A 16452-nucleotide genomic window follows, 5' to 3' on the forward strand; every position below is an offset into this window, starting at 1 on the left:
AGTGCATAATCAAAGACGTATAACAATTCGTAGTCGCCCCAAGGGTGGATCTGGCACTAACTAATTACACCATCCGTAACAAAAAATACTTCTGTCAAGTTGAAGTCAAAAAATATACCTATTCTTCTATTGGAAGAATAAAAGGCACAATATTTAATATTATTACCTTCACATTTCTCTAAACAATTCAAAAAATATTGAATTTTAGATTGTTTATAATAGTCTTTATTCAAAACCTCTTTTAAAAGTAAAAGGCGCTTTGAGTAAATTTCTTGCAAGGATTTTACAGAAACTATATCAATTTCCCCAACCTCTTTAACACTCGTTATCAATGATTTTTGATTCTCATTAAGCATTGATGATTCTTTCACCATTCGCTCTATTGCTTTCATTTTTTAGATGGAATTATTGGCAACAATTCTAACATTTTCTCCTATTAGATATGGGTTTATATAAAAAATTGTACCTATTTAAGTTTTTTCACCAACAATAAAGCGGGCAGTACAAAAACCAAACCTCATTCAGGACATTGAAAATGTGCTATAAAGTAACTTTAAATAGTTATTTGATAACTTACTTTACCACTTGCCAAACTCCGTACATACTCACCATTAAAATCGACACGACGCTTAACCAGAAGAAGAAGTTGTAGGTAGGTGTGGGTGAAAGGGATGCGGGCAATTCTCGGTAGCGAAACACCAACGCTACCCAAAGTACCAAAAGCAGCAAAATAGAAGTTGCAATTCCGCCCAAAAGAATCATCGTAACGGGCATCTGAATAACCAAAAAAAGCACGCACCAAATGATAGGAAAAGCCCACGAAAGCATTCCTATCACGCGTTTGCGCGAGGCTTCGTCGTCGAATTTGACCCAGCCGAGTTGCCCAAATGCATCGCCAAAAATCCGTGACCAACTGGCCGTCGCGGTAAAAAGGGTAGAGTAAAGCACAAAGAAAGCACCAATCAAAAAAATCACTTTGGCCCATTCGCCCAGCGTTTGGGTAAACAGTTTTGAAAGGGTTTCGATCATGGCATAGCCTTCGGGCACTTCGCCGTGTTGGTGCAACAATGCCGCTCCCAACAAATAAAAAGCCGCCGTTACGAGGGTATAAACAATCATCGAACACACGGCATCCAAGTACATCACTTTTATCCAACCTTTGGCTCGGTCGGCCCATTCGGGGCTACCGTCGTTGGGGCCTGCGTAGGCCGCGTAGCCTTTTTCGATGCACCAATAGTTGTAAAACATGATTTCGTCGCCGCCTACGCCCGTGATTCCAAAAGCGCCAATCGCCACGCCTGTCACCGCAGGCGGAAGTGAGAAAGACAAACCGCTGCTAAGTTGCTCCCAGCTAATGGCGTAAGGGGTAAATTGCAACAAAATAAGGGAAATGAGCACCGTAACGGTAAACAGAATAATCATAATCAACGACCCTTGCTCGACGGGTTTGTAAAAACCACGATAGACCAACACAGCCGTAACGAGCGCTGCAATTGCTGCCCAAAGGTTTGTTCCCAAAAACGGGAATGTCATGTTAAGTACAATGGCAACGCCGCCCACAATCCCACCGACTTGTAGCAGTTTTAAGCCTTGCAGCGACAACCACAGCCAAATACTCCAATGCGCCTTTCCCCACTTTTTACCATCGAGGCGGTTGAGTGACTGCATGGTAGGCACACCCGTGTAAATCGCATTTTTTCCAAACTCCAATTGCAAGGTTACTTTGACCAAACAACTCACCAACACCACCCAAAAAGTCACAAAACCCGCTTTGGCTCCCAACGCCGTCGTCGCAATCAGCTCGCCCGACCCCACAATGGCTGCCGAAAGAATAAAACCAGGGCCAAGGTAACGAAAACGTTGAAAGAGGGTTTGGGGAGGCGCAAGCATAGCAATGAAGATTTATGCCTTGGGATGGGCTTGTTTGTAGATTTTTTTGAGTTTTTCAATTGAATTGTGGGTATAAACCTGCGTCGCCGCCAAGCTACTGTGTCCCAGCAAATCTTTAATCGAATTAAGGTCGGCACCGTTGTTGAGCAAATGCGTCGCAAAGGTGTGCCGAAGTATGTGAGGGCTACGTTTTTGGAGTGATGTCACCGCCGACAAGTATTTTTTCACAATGCGCTGAATCAGCACGGGATAGGCGGGTTCGCCTTTGTTGGTCAAAATCAGGCTTTGATCTGGAGGATTCGGAAACTGCTCGTTTCTACATTGTTGGTATTGCTTAATCATCTCGACCAAGCCTTTATAAATTGGCACCACGCGCTCTTTGCTCCGTTTTCCAAAGACCCGCAACGTTTGGTCATAGGCATTGACGTCGCCGTCGCGGAGGGTAATCAACTCGGCCAAACGCATTCCTGTGCCGTACAACAACTCCAACACCAAACGGTCGCGCGTGCCTTCAAAATCGAGCGGAAACGTAATTTCGTCAAAAAGCAATTGTAGGCTTTTTTCTTCCACAAACTGCGGCAATGGTTTGTCGGTTTTGAGCGACGACACCCGCAGCATCGGATTAATCGTGATGGCTTTACAACGCAACAAATACCCATAAAACGACCGCAGCGTGGCCAATTTTCGGTTCACGCTGCGGTGGTGTAATTCGGCTTCCACCATGCTTACTGCCCACCCTCTAATCATTCGAAAATCGGCCTTGGCCAAGTCTTGCAGTTGGTAGGTTTTTTCCAAAAACTCCTTAAACTGCTCCAAGTCTTTGGCATACGCGGTGAGGGTATGCTGGCTCAAGCGTTTTTCGAAGGTCAGGTGTTGTAAGAAGGTTTCTATCATTTTTTAGAGTTTTCTAATGCGCATATTTTTGTACCAAACCTCATCCCCGTGGTCTTGGAGCGCGATTTTACCTTTGGCGTGCGGAGTCGCGTAGGCCCATTTCGTAAATTTACTTTTGGCCAACTGCGCCTTCCACGCATCGCCACCGTACTCGTATTCAACCACTTTTACGCCATTGACCCAGTGTTCGATGTGATTGCCGTCGATCACAATTTTAGCTTTATTCCACTGACCCGCAGGTTTTGCTACCCACTTACTTGGGGCTTGCATGTCGTAATTCGCGCCTGTTTTTTGTTTATCGTTGATTTTCACCATTTTACCATTGTCGTTAAATGGCGGATACCCTTCATCGTCAATCACTTGAAACTCAGGCCCTGAGTAATAAGGTGGATGTTTGGGGTCTTCAATGACTTTGTACATCACACCGCTGTTCATCTTCGCTGGAATTTTAAACTCAAACTCTAGCTCAAAACTTTCAAATTCTTCATCGGTGACCAAATCACCCGATTTTCCGTGGGTCATCAACGAACCGTCCATGACCATCCAGCCCGTCACTCCTTGTTTCCCGTAGGTATGCCACCCTTTGGTTGTTTTTCCATCAAACAAATTTTTCCAAGGGCCTGGCTTCGTCGCCTGCGCAGTACCCCCAACAATCAGGAGCGAGAGGAATAATACAATACGACTCTTTTTCATCTTTTGTATAAATTGGTTTTAATTTTCTACAAATGTTTCGCCTCTTCGAGGCTGTTTTAAAAAAAATGCGTTTAACCTGTAAGAAATAGTAAATAACGTAAATCTTTTGCTGACTCCTATACTTCCCAATGACGAAACCACGGAATCCAATACGTTTTTCTTTCACCGATTGCGCGAGCGTCCACGCTCGTGCTCACTATGGTAAGGCTTCCAGCCTCAATAACACGAAAGGCTAGAAGCCTTCCTATCATCGGCACGAGGCACAACCTCGCGCCATCTCAAGTTAGTTCTTTTACTCATGACGAAACCACGGAATCCAATACGTTTTGCTTTCTTGGGGAACTCCTTCAAAGAACTTTTCGGTGACCATTCCCATCCAAAAACGGGGGTCGAACAAAAGCGTTTCACCACTTTTCAATTTCATTTCCCAATACCTAACATCAATACGCCCGCCTGGCGCATGAATAATTATTTTTTCAATTTCATTTACCGAGAAAATACGCTCTCCATCTGTTTCCCTTACTCCCATCATTTTATGGATGGGGTCGAAGGTCACGGGGCGGTTTTTAGTCAATATCCGATAACGGTAATTCGGGTAAATAAGTAACACCGCTAAGCCAAAAAACAGCAATAGTACAAAGCTCCCTACCATTACTATTAAAGCACTATTGTTACGTGGGAGGTTGCTCAGAAACATCCAGATGAACAATAACCCCATGAAAATAAAAAAAACACCCATAATCGTATCAAAACTTCGCCAATATTGTTTATCCGAGATGTCGTAGGTTTGTACTTGCTCCACTAACTCATACTCTTTTTCTACTCCTTCAATGAGTTTTTTACTGCCATACACCAACCAGCCGAATAGCCCAAAAATGAAGGCAAAAATCCAGAAAACGAACATAGCTTATTTTTGTTTGCTTACAGCCACCCCGATTTTTGAGTCGGCCGTGCCGTAATATAAAAACCATTTTCCTTTAAACGATGCCAACCCTTCAACAAAACATACTTGGTTGATTTGACCCGTAATTTCATACGGTTTGTCGGGTTTTAAAAAATAGTTTTCCGAACGGTCTTTTAACTGCGTTGGGTTTTCGGGGTCAAACAAAAACTGTCCTGCGGCGTAGGTACCTTCGGGCAAGTTGCCGTCTCCCGTTTGGTTGTAATTCATGCCGTTGTAAATCAACACAATCCCGTCTTTGGTTAAAAATGCAGGCGGCCCCGACTCCAACAAACGTGAATCGTGCTTGCCATTGCGGGTAGTGGCCACGGCCACGCAATTAACATCCGAGACGTCCAACGGTTTATAATCGGCTTGAGTAGGTCGAGTGGCGGGGTACCAATTCAGCAAGTCGTCAGAAGTAGCCACGTACAACCGCGCTTGGTCGCCCCAATACATCCAATACCTACCGTTGATTTTGGTCGCAACAAATTTATCTCCTACTTTTCGACACACAATCGCCCCTGATTTTGACCAAAAATCGCGGGTTGATTTGATAAAATTTCCAAAAGCTAATCCATGTTTTTGCCAATGAATTAAATCAGCAGATGACGCCACGCACAAACGCGCCAAATTACCATCGTAAGAAGTATAGGTCATTACATAGCGCCCGTCTTCGGTTTCGACAATGCGCGGGTCTTCGCAACCGCCTTCCCATTCGTACTTTTTCATGAAATCGTTGTCGGGATAAAAGACAGGTTCGGGCATCCGTTTAAAGTGAATACCATCGGCACTAACGGCCAACCCCAAACGCGACGTACCCGCATATTTACCCACTTTATCTTCAGCACGATACACCATATACACCTTGCCATTTCGTACGACCGTTGCGGGGTTGAAAACGTCCTTTTCTTCCCAGTTAACCACCTCGTTTCGCACAGGGCATTTAAAAGTCGTACCTGCTTTGGCCTCCAAAATGGGATTGGCGGCATCCGCTTTTTGGAAAGGGCCAATCATCCATCGTTGATTGTTTTGGGCAAATGACAATGAGCCTGTTAAGCTCAAAATGAATAATAGCTGTTTCATGGTTTTACGTATCGAATTTTCGTGCATCAGGTTGCTCACCGTTGTGCATCAGGTTGCTCACAACCTGATATTTTCACAAACATCTTTCTTTCGCATTTTTACCCTATTAAAAAACAAAAAACCCGTAGAAGAAGCCAGCACTTTGACTTTTCTACGGGTTTTGAAGAAGTATAAAAAACGTACTTTACTTAATCGAAGCAAAGAGACGCCGCGCCCAGAAGGCCCGCATCGTTGCCCAACGTAGCACGCTTAATCGTAAGGTCTTTCAAATAATAGGGCGTCAACCAGTAGTTGAGACGACGATCAACGGCTGGGAGGATGTACTCAAACGACGCGGACAAACCACCACCAATCAAGATTAATTTAATGTCCAAAATGCGAATCATGGCTACCAAGCCATCGCCTAGCATTTCGCCTACTTCGTTCCAGATGCTGAGTGCCAACTCGTCGCCTTCTGCGGCGGCAGCCACCAAACCTGTGGTTGAAATTGAGCCATCGCCTGGCAATTGGGTTTCGCTTGTGTAGCGGCTACGCATGTCATTGGCAAGGTCGAGCAATTCTTTTTTACCAATGTTACGTTCCAACACTTTTCCGTTTTTCGACGGAACGTGCCCAGGCTCCATGGCGTTGCCATCGCCGCCCACAAAAACCTTGCGGTTGATGATTGCCGCTCCACCTACGCCTGTTCCCAGAGTGATGAAAATATAATTTTCGTCGATTTTTTCTTCGGCAAAATAAAACTCCCCAAGTGCCGCCGCATTTGCATCGTTTTCAAGGAAAAACTGCACACCTTCAAAACGGCCAGAAAGGTAATCTACCAACGGAACATTGTCAATTTCGGGGATAGCGGTAATTTCTAACGGTACGGTACGTTTGCGGTTAATCATCCCAGGGAGACCTATACCTACTTTTTTAATGTTGGGGTATTCGTGCAATTGAATCGCAATAGCGTCACCTAAATGTTTTTCGAAGTGTCCCATTTCTCTCCAGCTTGCCGTATCGTGGCTGTAGAAATTAGAAATTCGACCCGTTTCGGTGTCAACAACGCCCATTTTAACGTTGGTGCCACCAACGTCTATACCCAAGTATTGTTCCATCAGTGCGTGTAAATCGTTATCGGTGAATGATAATAAAAAAGGAGACTAAGTGCGCAAGTTACCAATTTTCGACCCAAAATTCCTAAAATCATCCAATATCTCCTAATTGCGGGCGTATCAAAATCTCTTCTACCACCGCTCCAGGAGTTAGGTTATAGGCCGACCAAATGGATTCAGCCACGTCTCTTGCTTGAATAAAGCGTTCTTTGGGCAATTCTACTCCTTCCCAACTTGCCGTTAGGGTAGCCCCTGGCAAAATAGCCGTTACTTTGAGCCCGTGCGGCTTGAGTTCTTCCCGCAAAACTTTGGTCATGCCGTAGAGCGCAAACTTTGAAATACAGTACGACCCGCCGTTGGTGTAGGCGGTGATACTTGCCGTAGAACAGAGATTAAAAATATGCCCTTTTTTGGCCGAAATCATCTTTTCAATCACCCCACGCGTCAGGTAATACGCACTGTATAAATTGGTATCAATCATGCTTTCGAGCGTGCCTTCGGGTTCGTTGTGAATTTGCCCAGGTGCAAACAAGCCCGTGTTGTTAACCAAAACCGCAATGGGCCGCTCTAAACTATGAATATATGCCACAAATGCCTCTACTTCAGACTTTATGGCCATATCGGTCGTTTTATAAAAAAGTTGTTGTTGGGGAAATGTCGTTTGAAGTTCCTGCTGGAGCTGAACCAAATCGGCTTCACGGCGCGCACAAGTAGCGACGTCAAATCCAGCTTCCATAAAACGTTCGATGGTCGCTTTTCCGATTCCTTTCGTTCCTCCACTGACAATTACAATAGGGGTCATCTTAAAAAAATGTTATTTTCGTTAAACAAAGGTTAAGATAAAGTTTTACTTTTGTTGGCTTTTTTAGAATAAAAAGCAATATTTAGCTCATAAATACGATTTTGATTCAACTTAAAAAACTTACACTTCTTTCATGAATTTCTGGCACGTGTGTTCGGCCTTTGTGACCGCTTACCTGTTGGGATCTATTCCCTCTGCCATTTGGTACGGTGAAGCGTATTTTGGGATTGATGTTCGGAAATTTGGTAGTGGAAATGCAGGTGCCACCAATACATTTCGAGTGTTGGGGAAACGCGCAGGGACCATTGTTCTTTTGATTGACGTCTTAAAGGGTTGGACAGCGACGATGCTCGCCAACATTCTTTTTTTCTTAGAGGTAATCGACGGCCCCCAAATTCTAACATTCAAGCTTTTACTCGGTGTAATGGCGGTTTTGGGCCATTTATACCCCGTTTTCACGCGTTTCAAAGGCGGAAAAGGGGTTGCGACTTCGTTGGGAATGGTGCTTGCGATTGATCCGCAAGTTGCTTCCGTCTGTATTGCCATATTTGTCTTGGTCTTATTGGCTTCCAACTACGTTTCTTTGAGCAGCATTGTCGCCGCTTTTGCCTTCCCCATGATGTTGGTCTTGGGGGTCTTTGGACAAGCCAGTACTCTTTTAATCGTTTTTGGGTTTCTTTTGTTTGCGATTGTGGTCTTAACCCACCAAAAAAACATCGTTCGCCTCTTCAACGGCAGCGAAAGTAGGGTCTATCTGTGGCGACGTCGCAATAAATAACGAAACATTGGCGGTTTACGGTAGTTCCATTATGTTTGTGTTGTAATGGTATCAATTTCAACACCTTTTTGAACTACCCTCGCTGTAATGTCGCTTACTATCGTCATCATTCTTGTTTCTATTGGTCTAAGCTGGTACGCTTGGCAAAACCCTTCGTTGCTCGACAAGTGGGTTTTTAATCCCGTTCGTGTTTCTAAATACAACGAATATTATCGCTTTCTTACTTCGGGCTTTATTCATGCCGACGTCGGACACCTCATTTTCAACATGTTCAGCCTTTACTTTTTTGGGGAAGCGATGGAGATGTTTTTGGGGGGGTATTTTGGCAGCAACGGCACTATTTATTACCTCCTTCTCTTTTTGGCAGGAATCGTGGTGTCGGACATTCCTACTTTTTTGAAGCACCGCAACAACAGTAATTACAATTCCCTTGGCGCTTCGGGTGGCGTATCGGCGCTTTTGTTTGCGTTTATTCTATTGGCTCCGCTCCAAAAAGTGTGTCTCTATTTCGCGATTTGCGTACCGGGCTTCATTTTTGGGGGAATTTACATGGCTTATTCGTTTTATGAATCTCGCCAAAATCGCGGCCGTGTCAACCACGACGCCCACTTGTACGGTGCGCTTTTCGGCATTGTATTTATGGCCTTTCTTCTGCCCGAATCTATTCCTAATTTTATCAGCCAAATCGCCTCTTGGAGATTGTGGTAATTGATATTTTCATTCATCCAAACCAAAACCATGACCAAACTTTTTTTTAAAGCAGTACCACTGTTGGCGCTGTGCTTTACGCAGGCAGTTTCCCAAGACGCCTCTACCCAATTTGCCCAAACGATTACGGCCCAAGACCTCGAACGCCATTTGCGCGTCATTGCGCACGATAGCCTCGAAGGACGCGATACGGGCTCGCCAGGGCAAAAAAAAGCGGCCAATTACGTCGCCAATTTCTTCAAATCCGTTGGCCTACAACCGATTGTTCCCGCCGTCGATGGCTCAAAATCGTACTTTCAGCCTTATGCCCTCTACCAAAAAAGCTGGGGCGAAGTGTATTTGGCCACCGAAAAAGAGCGCTACGAACTCCAACATGATTTTTACCTGAACGGCATCATTAATGTGCTTTCGGAAGAAAAAGTCCCCGTTGTTTTTGCGGGCTACGGCATCGAGTCAGACAAGTACAACGATTACGCCAACCTAAACGTCACGGGCAAAGCCGTGCTGATTTGGGAAGGTGAACCCAAAGACAGCAAAGGCAATTTTTTGCTTTCGGGCGACGATAAAGCCACCAAATGGAGCAACGACAACATGGCTTGGCAACGCAAAGCTAACCTCGCCAGCAGCAAAGGAGCCAAATACGTCTTGATTGTTTCGGAACTAACGGGCGACGATTTTACCAAAGAACTCAATCGCCGAATGTTGATGAGCCAACGCTTCAACCGCCTTTCGATGAAGCCTTATAACGAAACGCCTAGCAGCTACGCCACCTTTACTGTTTCTAAAAAAATGGCGCTTGATTTATTGGGAATCAAAGAAAAAAAATGGTCAAAAATCAAGCAGGGAATTACGAAAACGGGCAAACCACCTGTCAACGCCATTTCCGAAAGAACCATTCGCCTCAAAGCTGAACGCAAAGACAACATCATAATGACCGAGAATGTGCTTGGGTTCTTGGAAGGCACCGACAAGAAAGACGAAGTTATCGTCATCTCAGCGCATTTAGACCATATTGGCATTTCTTCGGATGGACAAATCAACAACGGCGCCGACGACGACGGCTCTGGCACGGTGTCTATTCTTGAATTGGCCGAGGCGTTTTCTAAAGCCAAAGCCGCAGGAAATGGCCCCCGCCGCAGCATTCTGTTTATGACCGTAACGGGCGAAGAAAAAGGACTTTGGGGCTCCGAATATTACACTTCAAACCCCGTCATTCCGTTGGCAAATACCGTTTGTGACCTCAATATCGACATGATTGGCCGCGTGGACGTTGCTCACAAAAATGACCCGAAATACGTGTATTTGATTGGTTCTGACAAACTTTCGTCGGAGCTTCACGCCATTAGCGAAGCCGCCAACGAAAAATACACCAACTACAAACTAGACTATACCTACAACAACCCTACCGACCCCAATCGTTTTTATTACCGCTCCGACCACTACAACTTTGCCAAAAACAAAGTACCCGTTATTTTCTATTTTACGGGGGTTCACGAAGACTACCACCGCCCTGGCGATGACGTCGAAAAAATTATGTTTGACAAGCAGTCAAAAATTGTTCAGCTTGTTTTTCACACTGCGTGGGAATTGGCCAACCGCGACGAACGTATCAAAGTCGATAGCAATAAACCTTAAAGACACATGCTTATTTTTGAAAACCTCGCCGCATTTCGGGCCCACGTAGGTCAAGAAATTGGCACAAGTGAATGGGTGACAATTACCCAAGAAATGGTCAATGATTTTGCCAAAGCCACTGGCGACCACCAATGGATTCACGTAGATACCGACATGGCCGCGAAGTACTCCCCGTTCAAAACGACCATTGCCCACGGTTTTTTGACGCTTTCCTTAGCGCCCAAGTTCATGTATGAATTGTACCAAGTAAAATCGGCAAAGATGGGGCTCAATTATGGTACCAACAAAGTTCGGTTTACGTCGCCCGTACCCACAGGTAGCCGCGTACGAATGCACGCCACCCTCAAAGAAGTGGAAGACCAAGAGCCCAACGGCGTAAAGTCAACCATGGCGCTTGTCTTTGAAATAGAAGGACATTCCAAACCTGCCTGCGTGGCCGAGATGATAAGTTTAGCCTTTGAATAGCCCTAAAACCTTTTTTAACCATGCGTTTACAAGATAAAGTTGCCATCATTACGGGAGGAGCCCGAGGAATCGGGAAAGCCACTGCCGAAATTTTTACGCGCGAAGGCGCCAAAGTCATTATCTGGGATATGCTCGACGCGGGCGAACAAACCGCCCAAGAACTCCGCGACAAAGGATTTTCAGCTGAATTTACCAAAATCAGCGTCACCGACGTACCTGCCATCGAAGCCGCCGCCCGCGATATTTACGAACGCTACGGACAAATTGATATTTTGGTCAACAACGCAGGCATTACCCGCGACAAATCGTTGCTCAAAATGTCGTACCAAGAATGGGCACAAGTCATTGACATTAACCTCAACGGGGTCTTCAATTGTACCAAAACCATTGTTCCGTACATGGTAGAGAAAAAATATGGTCGCATTATTTGTACTTCGTCGGTGGTGGGTCAAACGGGAAATTTTGGCCAAACCAACTACGTAGCCACCAAATCGGCCATCATCGGAATGGTGAAAACCTGGGCCAAAGAACTCGGTAAATACAACATTACGGCCAACGCCGTAGCTCCAGGGTTTATTAAAACCGAAATGACCGATTTGATTCCAGAAGAAGTCCGTAACCAAACCGTAGCGGGCATCCCTGTAAAACGGATGGGACTTCCCGAAGACATTGCCAATGCGTACCTGTATTTGGCCTCCGAAGAAGCGGGCTACGTCAATGGCCATACCCTGAGTGTAAATGGTGGAGTTGCTTAAAAGTATGCTTGCATACTATTTTCCAAAATTGTACATTTGACCCAAAGTCAAAACAAACTCTTACACTTCACAAACAGTAAAGCACGATGGTATTAGAAGGACTCAACTTCAACTTAACCGAAGAGCATTTGGCGGTTAAGGAGGCGGCACGCGATTTTGCCCAAAACGAACTTCTTCCTGGGATTATCGAACGCGACAACGAACAAAAATTTGACCCAAAACTCCTCAAACGCATGGGTGAGCTGGGCTTTTTGGGCATGATGGTTTCGCCCGAATACGGCGGAGGTGGAATGGATACCGTTTCGTACGTGCTGGCGATGGAGGAATTGTCGAAAGTGGACGCGTCGGCTTCGGTGATGGTATCGGTCAATAACTCATTGGTGTGCTATGGTTTAGAAGCCTACGGTACCGAAGAGCAAAAACGAAAATACCTTACGCCACTTGCGTCGGGGGAAATCATTGGAGCATTTTGCCTTTCTGAACCCGAAGCAGGTTCGGATGCGACCTCTCAACATACCACTGGCGAAGACAAAGGCGACCATTACCTGCTCAACGGCACCAAAAACTGGATTACCAATGGAAATATTTCATCGGTATGCTTGGTGATGGCCCAAACTCACCCCGAACTCAAACACAAAGGCATCAACTGCCTGATTGTCGAAAAAGGCTGGGACGGATTTGTGGTGGGTAAAAAAGAAGATAAAATGGGAATTCGTGCGTCGGATACGCATTCGTTGATGTTTACCGACGTGAAAGTGCCCAAAGAAAACCGCATTGGCAACGATGGTTTCGGATTTAAGTTTGCCATGAGTACCCTCAACGGTGGTCGTATCGGGATTGCCGCCCAAGCCCTCGGCATTGCCGCAGGTGCGTTGGAACTATCTCTCAAATACGCCAACGAGCGCAAAGCCTTCGGCAAAGCTATTTTTGAACACCAAGCCATTCAGTTTAAATTGGCCGAAATGGCCACAAAAATCGAAGCAGCACGCTTATTGGTATATAAAGCAGCACGCCTCAAAGACGAGCACAAAGACTACGTACAAGCCGCCGCGATGGCCAAGCTCTTTGCTTCGGAAGTAGCAATGTGGGCTGCCACCGAAGCCGTACAGATTCACGGCGGTTATGGATACGTGAAAGAATTCCATGTAGAGCGATTAATGCGGGATGCAAAAATAACTCAGATCTACGAAGGTACCTCAGAAATACAAAAATTGGTGATAGCCCGAGAATTGCAAAAAGCCTGAATAATCCAATTTTAGGGGCTTTTTCAAAAAAAAAGTGCGCGTTTCCTTGCGAGATTCGCGCACTTTTTTTTATATTGAAAAAAATTCCACACTTGTATTAGATTTGTACAATTATTAGTTTTGTACAAATTTTCAGAAAAACGCTAATTTTGCATTTACTTAAACGGGACGCACTTAACCCATTTTCAAATGGAAGATTATAATAAAATCATCGAATCGCTGGGAGTGAAGTTCATCAAGGCTCGTCACATCCGGATGTTGCAAACTATTACCATTAAAAACTTTTATGACGTAGAGAACTCGTTGATGATTCTTTACGACGGGGAAGTGTCTTTTGGCAACGAAAAAATAGACGTTGGGGACATGCTTTTTATACCAGGTGGAAAGCACGCCACTGTTACTTACAGCAGCGGTGACAATGTGCAACCAAAGGTAGTAAGCAACGAAGAGTTCTTGACCCGCCGCGAATTGTATTTCGATACACTGCGCGATTCGTCACAGGTGGGTAAAATACCTCACTCGTTTGGGCTTGTGGCTTTTGACGCCAAAGTATTTGACTCGGTCAACTTCTTTACCTCATTGGACATTCCGCCATTTATCATCAAGCACAACACCTACCTTGGTCGGTTGATTGGTGAAATCTTGCAGGAAGATTTCAACGACGTAGCTGGTCGCGGACGTATCATCAAAATCAAAACCGAAGAACTTGCGATTGAAGTTATTCGCTACATTTTGAAAAACCGTCTGTTTGTGGAGCAATTGGTCACCAACAGTACCTACTTCAAAGACCCTCGTTTGATTGATATTTTTGCCTACATCAAAGACAACTTGGGAGGCGATTTATCAAACAAGGTATTGGCCAACGTCGCCAACGTATCGGAAGATTACGTAGGGCAGTATTTCAAAATGTTGACCCAAATCAACCCACAAGACTACATCGAATACCAACGCATGGAAGAAGCCGTTAACTTGCTTCGGACGTCGAAAAAAAGTATTCGTGCCATCGGTGCTGAAGTTGGTTACAAAGACACGGCCTATTTCTGCCGTCGTTTCAAAATGATGTTCGGCATTCCTGCGGGCAAAATGCGCCGCCGCGAATCGCTCATGAACGTCTAATTTCCATAGCGTTTTCATCGCTGACAGTACAAGTGAAAAAATGAATTACCCCATAAAGCAACTTTCATTCGTGAGAGTTGCTTTATTGTTTCTGGGAGGTTTTGGATTAACTTTGCTCAAAATAAAAAACCCTTTCACTCGTATGAAAACACTAGTTCGCTTCTCTTGCTGGATGTTAGGTATGGGGCTTTTGCTCAGCTCCCCCACGTTTGCTCAATTAAAAGGCACTTGGCAGCAAAAAGGTGACGATGGAGTTATCACTTCGCTCATTTGCTCGGACGACTACTTGATGATGACCCGCTACAAGGAAAAAGAGTTTATTTATACCGAAGGCGGAACGTACAAAATCACTAACGGCACCATTGCCTACAAAAGTGAGTTCAATTCTGCGGATACCTCCAGAGTCGGCAAGACCTTAACTTTCAAAATAACGATTTCGGGAAAAAAATTATCGGTTGAAAACGTAGGAGAATGGCAACAAATGGACGACGGTAGTACGCCTGCCTCGGCCTTATACCGCATCACAGGACGCATGGGCAACGACGGGAACATTTCTCCCATGCAACGCGGCCCTCGCAAGACCCTCAAAATGCTCACAGGAACGCGTTTTCAATGGGCGGCCATCAACCCCGAAACCAAGCAGTTTTCGGGTACGGGAGGCGGCAGTTATGTCATCAAAGATGGTAAATACACCGAAACGATTGAATTTTTTAGCCGCGACAATAGCCGCGTAGGTGCATCCCTCACCTTTGATTACGAACTCAAAGACGGCAAAGATTGGCACCACAGTGGCCTCAGCAGTGCAGGAGCTAAAATTTATGAAGTCTGGAGTAAGGAGCAGTAGTGCAAGGGGCAAGGAACAAAAGGCAAAAAGGGCAAAGGGCAAGGGGCAAATATGCCGTGTGGAGGGTTGCTCACAACCCGACCTCTCGTGAAAAGGGTTGCTCACAACCCGCCCCTCTCCGACAGTAGCCCTTTTTAAAAACATAAAATGAAGTTAAACACAAATGACGATTTCTCAATTATACGATTGCTTTTTGGCCTGTAATGGCGTTTCAACCGATACTCGACAAATTGTTGAAGGTTGTTTGTTTGTAGCCCTGCGCGGTGATAAGTTTGATGGAAATGTCTATGCCAAAGACGCGTTAGAAAAAGGAGCCAAATACGCCATTGTGGATAACTCTGAGTACGCTGTGGATAACCGTTTCCTATTGGTGGAAAATAGTTTAGAAGCGCTTCAACAATTGGCCAACCACCACCGTCGTCAACTCAATATCCCAGTAGTGGGCTTAACGGGTTCCAACGGTAAAACCACCACAAAAGAGCTGATTGCGGCCGTTTTAAGTAAAAAATTTCGCACCTACGCGACCAAAGGCAATCTCAATAATCATATCGGGGTGCCACTCACGCTGTTGGCCATCGACAAAAGTTACGAAATGGCCGTCGTAGAAATGGGCGCTAACCACCAACAAGAAATTGCGCTTCTAAGCAGCATCGCCGAGCCTACCCACGGCATGATTACCAACATCGGCAAAGCCCATTTGGAAGGTTTTGGAGGAATCGAAGGGGTGCGTAAAGGCAAAGGAGAATTGTTTGACTGGCTTTCGACTTCGGGCGGTACGGTGTTTGTCAACGGCGCCAATGCTACCCTCCAAGAAATGGCCGACGAGCGCAATTTTAGTGAAAAGGTACTTTACCTAGCCGATGCCACTGCCCCGCAACTGTTGGAAGATGCTCCTTTGGTGATTTACAAAGATGCCCACCAACAAACCGTCCATACGCATCTGACAGGCCGATACAATTTTGAAAATATCGCCGCAGCCTTGGCAATTGGCGCTTACTTTGGCGTTTCGGACCAAGACGCCAACAACGCTGTGGCGGAGTACAATCCGACGAATAATCGCTCTCAAATCCTTCAAAAAGGAAGCAATACGGTGATTATGGACGCCTACAACGCCAACCCTTCCTCGATGGCAGCCGCTATTGAAAACTTTGGAAAGTTGAAAGCTGAGCGTAAAATGGTGATTTTGGGAGATATGCTCGAACTAGGCGACGAATCGCCTGCAGAACACTTAGCACTGGGAAAATTGGTGGCAGCACAAAAATTTGACGTTGTCATTTTGGCGGGGAAGCTCATGCAAGATGCTTTGTCTGCTTTGCCTAAAGCCTATTATTTCCCCGATAAATTCTCATTACACAACTGGGTTATTGATCATCCCCAACAAAACACCCATGTGCTTATCAAAGGCTCAAGAGGAATGGGATTGGAGACCGTTGTTCCGTATTTGTAGGTATTAAATTGCATTAATCAGCTACCTTTTTATATTTTTCAATTTTCTTGTAATTTAACAC

Annotated in this window: 17 protein-coding genes; 9 read left to right on the top strand and 8 right to left on the bottom strand. The window is 45.3% G+C overall.

Features of this window, described 5'->3' with window-relative positions; genetic code table 11:
* Positions 1-56 precede the first annotated feature (56 nt).
* The 8 genes from FHS57_RS06820 to FHS57_RS06855 form a co-directional block, all read right to left on the bottom strand.
* Positions 57-392 carry a hypothetical protein gene (locus FHS57_RS06820; protein WP_183972117.1) on the bottom strand — a complete coding sequence of 112 codons (336 nt, stop codon included), beginning with the start codon at positions 390-392 and terminating at the stop codon, positions 57-59.
* Between the two features lie 181 nt (positions 393-573).
* Positions 574-1890, bottom strand: coding sequence for an Nramp family divalent metal transporter (locus FHS57_RS06825; protein ID WP_183972118.1), 1317 nt, complete (start codon positions 1888-1890; stop codon positions 574-576).
* Between the two features lie 12 nt (positions 1891-1902).
* On the bottom strand, positions 1903-2784 hold the full coding sequence (locus FHS57_RS06830; RefSeq protein ID WP_183972119.1) for a tyrosine-type recombinase/integrase: 882 nt from the start codon (positions 2782-2784) through the stop codon (positions 1903-1905).
* 3 nt (positions 2785-2787) lie between these two features.
* Positions 2788-3477 (bottom strand): 3-keto-disaccharide hydrolase, encoded by a 690-nt coding sequence (locus tag FHS57_RS06835; RefSeq protein ID WP_183972120.1) that lies wholly within the window; start codon positions 3475-3477, stop codon positions 2788-2790.
* Between the two features lie 292 nt (positions 3478-3769).
* Positions 3770-4381 (bottom strand): PH domain-containing protein, encoded by a 612-nt coding sequence (locus tag FHS57_RS06840; protein WP_183972121.1) that lies wholly within the window; start codon positions 4379-4381, stop codon positions 3770-3772.
* Positions 4382-4384: 3 nt separating this feature from the next.
* A complete protein-coding gene (locus tag FHS57_RS06845) occupies positions 4385-5503 on the bottom strand; it encodes a glycoside hydrolase family 130 protein (RefSeq protein WP_183972122.1) in 1119 nt (372 codons plus the stop codon).
* Between the two features lie 188 nt (positions 5504-5691).
* Positions 5692-6600 carry an ROK family protein gene (locus tag FHS57_RS06850; protein WP_183972123.1) on the bottom strand — a complete coding sequence of 303 codons (909 nt, stop codon included), beginning with the start codon at positions 6598-6600 and terminating at the stop codon, positions 5692-5694.
* An 88-nt stretch (positions 6601-6688) separates the two neighbouring features.
* Positions 6689-7399: an SDR family oxidoreductase gene (locus FHS57_RS06855; RefSeq protein ID WP_183972124.1), complete on the bottom strand. Its 711-nt coding sequence runs from the start codon at positions 7397-7399 to the stop codon at positions 6689-6691.
* 133 nt (positions 7400-7532) lie between these two features.
* On the opposite strand from FHS57_RS06855, the gene plsY reads away from it, so the two are divergent.
* The 9 genes from plsY to FHS57_RS06900 all read left to right on the top strand — a co-directional run bounded on the left by plsY (position 7533) and on the right by FHS57_RS06900 (position 16391).
* Positions 7533-8177, top strand: a complete 645-nt coding sequence (gene plsY, locus FHS57_RS06860) for a glycerol-3-phosphate 1-O-acyltransferase PlsY (RefSeq protein WP_028524113.1) — start codon at positions 7533-7535, stop codon at positions 8175-8177.
* A gap of 87 nt (positions 8178-8264) precedes the next feature.
* Positions 8265-8885, top strand: a complete 621-nt coding sequence (locus FHS57_RS06865; RefSeq protein ID WP_183972125.1) for a rhomboid family intramembrane serine protease — start codon at positions 8265-8267, stop codon at positions 8883-8885.
* Positions 8886-8915: 30 nt separating this feature from the next.
* Entirely contained in the window at positions 8916-10520 is a 1605-nt protein-coding gene (locus FHS57_RS06870) for a M28 family peptidase (RefSeq protein WP_183972126.1), read from the top strand.
* A 6-nt stretch (positions 10521-10526) separates the two neighbouring features.
* Positions 10527-10985: a MaoC family dehydratase gene (locus FHS57_RS06875; protein ID WP_183972127.1), complete on the top strand. Its 459-nt coding sequence runs from the start codon at positions 10527-10529 to the stop codon at positions 10983-10985.
* Between the two features lie 20 nt (positions 10986-11005).
* A complete protein-coding gene (gene fabG / locus FHS57_RS06880) occupies positions 11006-11740 on the top strand; it encodes a 3-oxoacyl-[acyl-carrier-protein] reductase (protein WP_122932327.1) in 735 nt (244 codons plus the stop codon).
* Between the two features lie 86 nt (positions 11741-11826).
* Positions 11827-12984 (top strand): acyl-CoA dehydrogenase, encoded by a 1158-nt coding sequence (locus tag FHS57_RS06885; RefSeq protein ID WP_183972128.1) that lies wholly within the window; start codon positions 11827-11829, stop codon positions 12982-12984.
* A 189-nt stretch (positions 12985-13173) separates the two neighbouring features.
* On the top strand, positions 13174-14100 hold the full coding sequence (locus FHS57_RS06890; protein ID WP_028524107.1) for an AraC family transcriptional regulator: 927 nt from the start codon (positions 13174-13176) through the stop codon (positions 14098-14100).
* 142 nt (positions 14101-14242) lie between these two features.
* A complete protein-coding gene (locus FHS57_RS06895; protein ID WP_183972129.1) occupies positions 14243-14944 on the top strand; it encodes a membrane or secreted protein in 702 nt (233 codons plus the stop codon).
* 163 nt (positions 14945-15107) lie between these two features.
* A complete protein-coding gene (locus FHS57_RS06900) occupies positions 15108-16391 on the top strand; it encodes a UDP-N-acetylmuramoyl-tripeptide--D-alanyl-D-alanine ligase (RefSeq protein ID WP_183972130.1) in 1284 nt (427 codons plus the stop codon).
* Positions 16392-16452: the final 61 nt, after the last annotated feature.

The sequence above is a fragment of the Runella defluvii genome, from assembly GCF_014195535.1.
GTDB lineage: Bacteria > Bacteroidota > Bacteroidia > Cytophagales > Spirosomataceae > Runella > Runella defluvii.

Bases quoted from the DNA above. Each gene is read 5' to 3' on its own strand.
- FHS57_RS06830 (WP_183972119.1), bottom strand. From the start codon at position 2,784: ATGATAGAAACCTTCTTACAACACCTGACCTTCGAAAAACGCTTGAGC.
- FHS57_RS06865 (WP_183972125.1), top strand. From the start codon at position 8,265: ATGTCGCTTACTATCGTCATCATTCTTGTTTCTATTGGTCTAAGCTGG.
- FHS57_RS06850 (WP_183972123.1), bottom strand. From the start codon at position 6,600: ATGGAACAATACTTGGGTATAGACGTTGGTGGCACCAACGTTAAAATG.
- FHS57_RS06845 (WP_183972122.1), bottom strand. From the start codon at position 5,503: ATGAAACAGCTATTATTCATTTTGAGCTTAACAGGCTCATTGTCATTT.
- FHS57_RS06875 (WP_183972127.1), top strand. From the start codon at position 10,527: ATGCTTATTTTTGAAAACCTCGCCGCATTTCGGGCCCACGTAGGTCAA.
- FHS57_RS06825 (WP_183972118.1), bottom strand. From the start codon at position 1,890: ATGCTTGCGCCTCCCCAAACCCTCTTTCAACGTTTTCGTTACCTTGGC.
- FHS57_RS06885 (WP_183972128.1), top strand. From the start codon at position 11,827: ATGGTATTAGAAGGACTCAACTTCAACTTAACCGAAGAGCATTTGGCG.
- FHS57_RS06870 (WP_183972126.1), top strand. From the start codon at position 8,916: ATGACCAAACTTTTTTTTAAAGCAGTACCACTGTTGGCGCTGTGCTTT.
- FHS57_RS06890 (WP_028524107.1), top strand. From the start codon at position 13,174: ATGGAAGATTATAATAAAATCATCGAATCGCTGGGAGTGAAGTTCATC.
- FHS57_RS06895 (WP_183972129.1), top strand. From the start codon at position 14,243: ATGAAAACACTAGTTCGCTTCTCTTGCTGGATGTTAGGTATGGGGCTT.
- FHS57_RS06900 (WP_183972130.1), top strand. From the start codon at position 15,108: ATGACGATTTCTCAATTATACGATTGCTTTTTGGCCTGTAATGGCGTT.
- FHS57_RS06855 (WP_183972124.1), bottom strand. From the start codon at position 7,399: ATGACCCCTATTGTAATTGTCAGTGGAGGAACGAAAGGAATCGGAAAA.
- fabG (WP_122932327.1), top strand. From the start codon at position 11,006: ATGCGTTTACAAGATAAAGTTGCCATCATTACGGGAGGAGCCCGAGGA.
- FHS57_RS06835 (WP_183972120.1), bottom strand. From the start codon at position 3,477: ATGAAAAAGAGTCGTATTGTATTATTCCTCTCGCTCCTGATTGTTGGG.
- plsY (WP_028524113.1), top strand. From the start codon at position 7,533: ATGAATTTCTGGCACGTGTGTTCGGCCTTTGTGACCGCTTACCTGTTG.
- FHS57_RS06820 (WP_183972117.1), bottom strand. From the start codon at position 392: ATGAAAGCAATAGAGCGAATGGTGAAAGAATCATCAATGCTTAATGAG.
- FHS57_RS06840 (WP_183972121.1), bottom strand. From the start codon at position 4,381: ATGTTCGTTTTCTGGATTTTTGCCTTCATTTTTGGGCTATTCGGCTGG.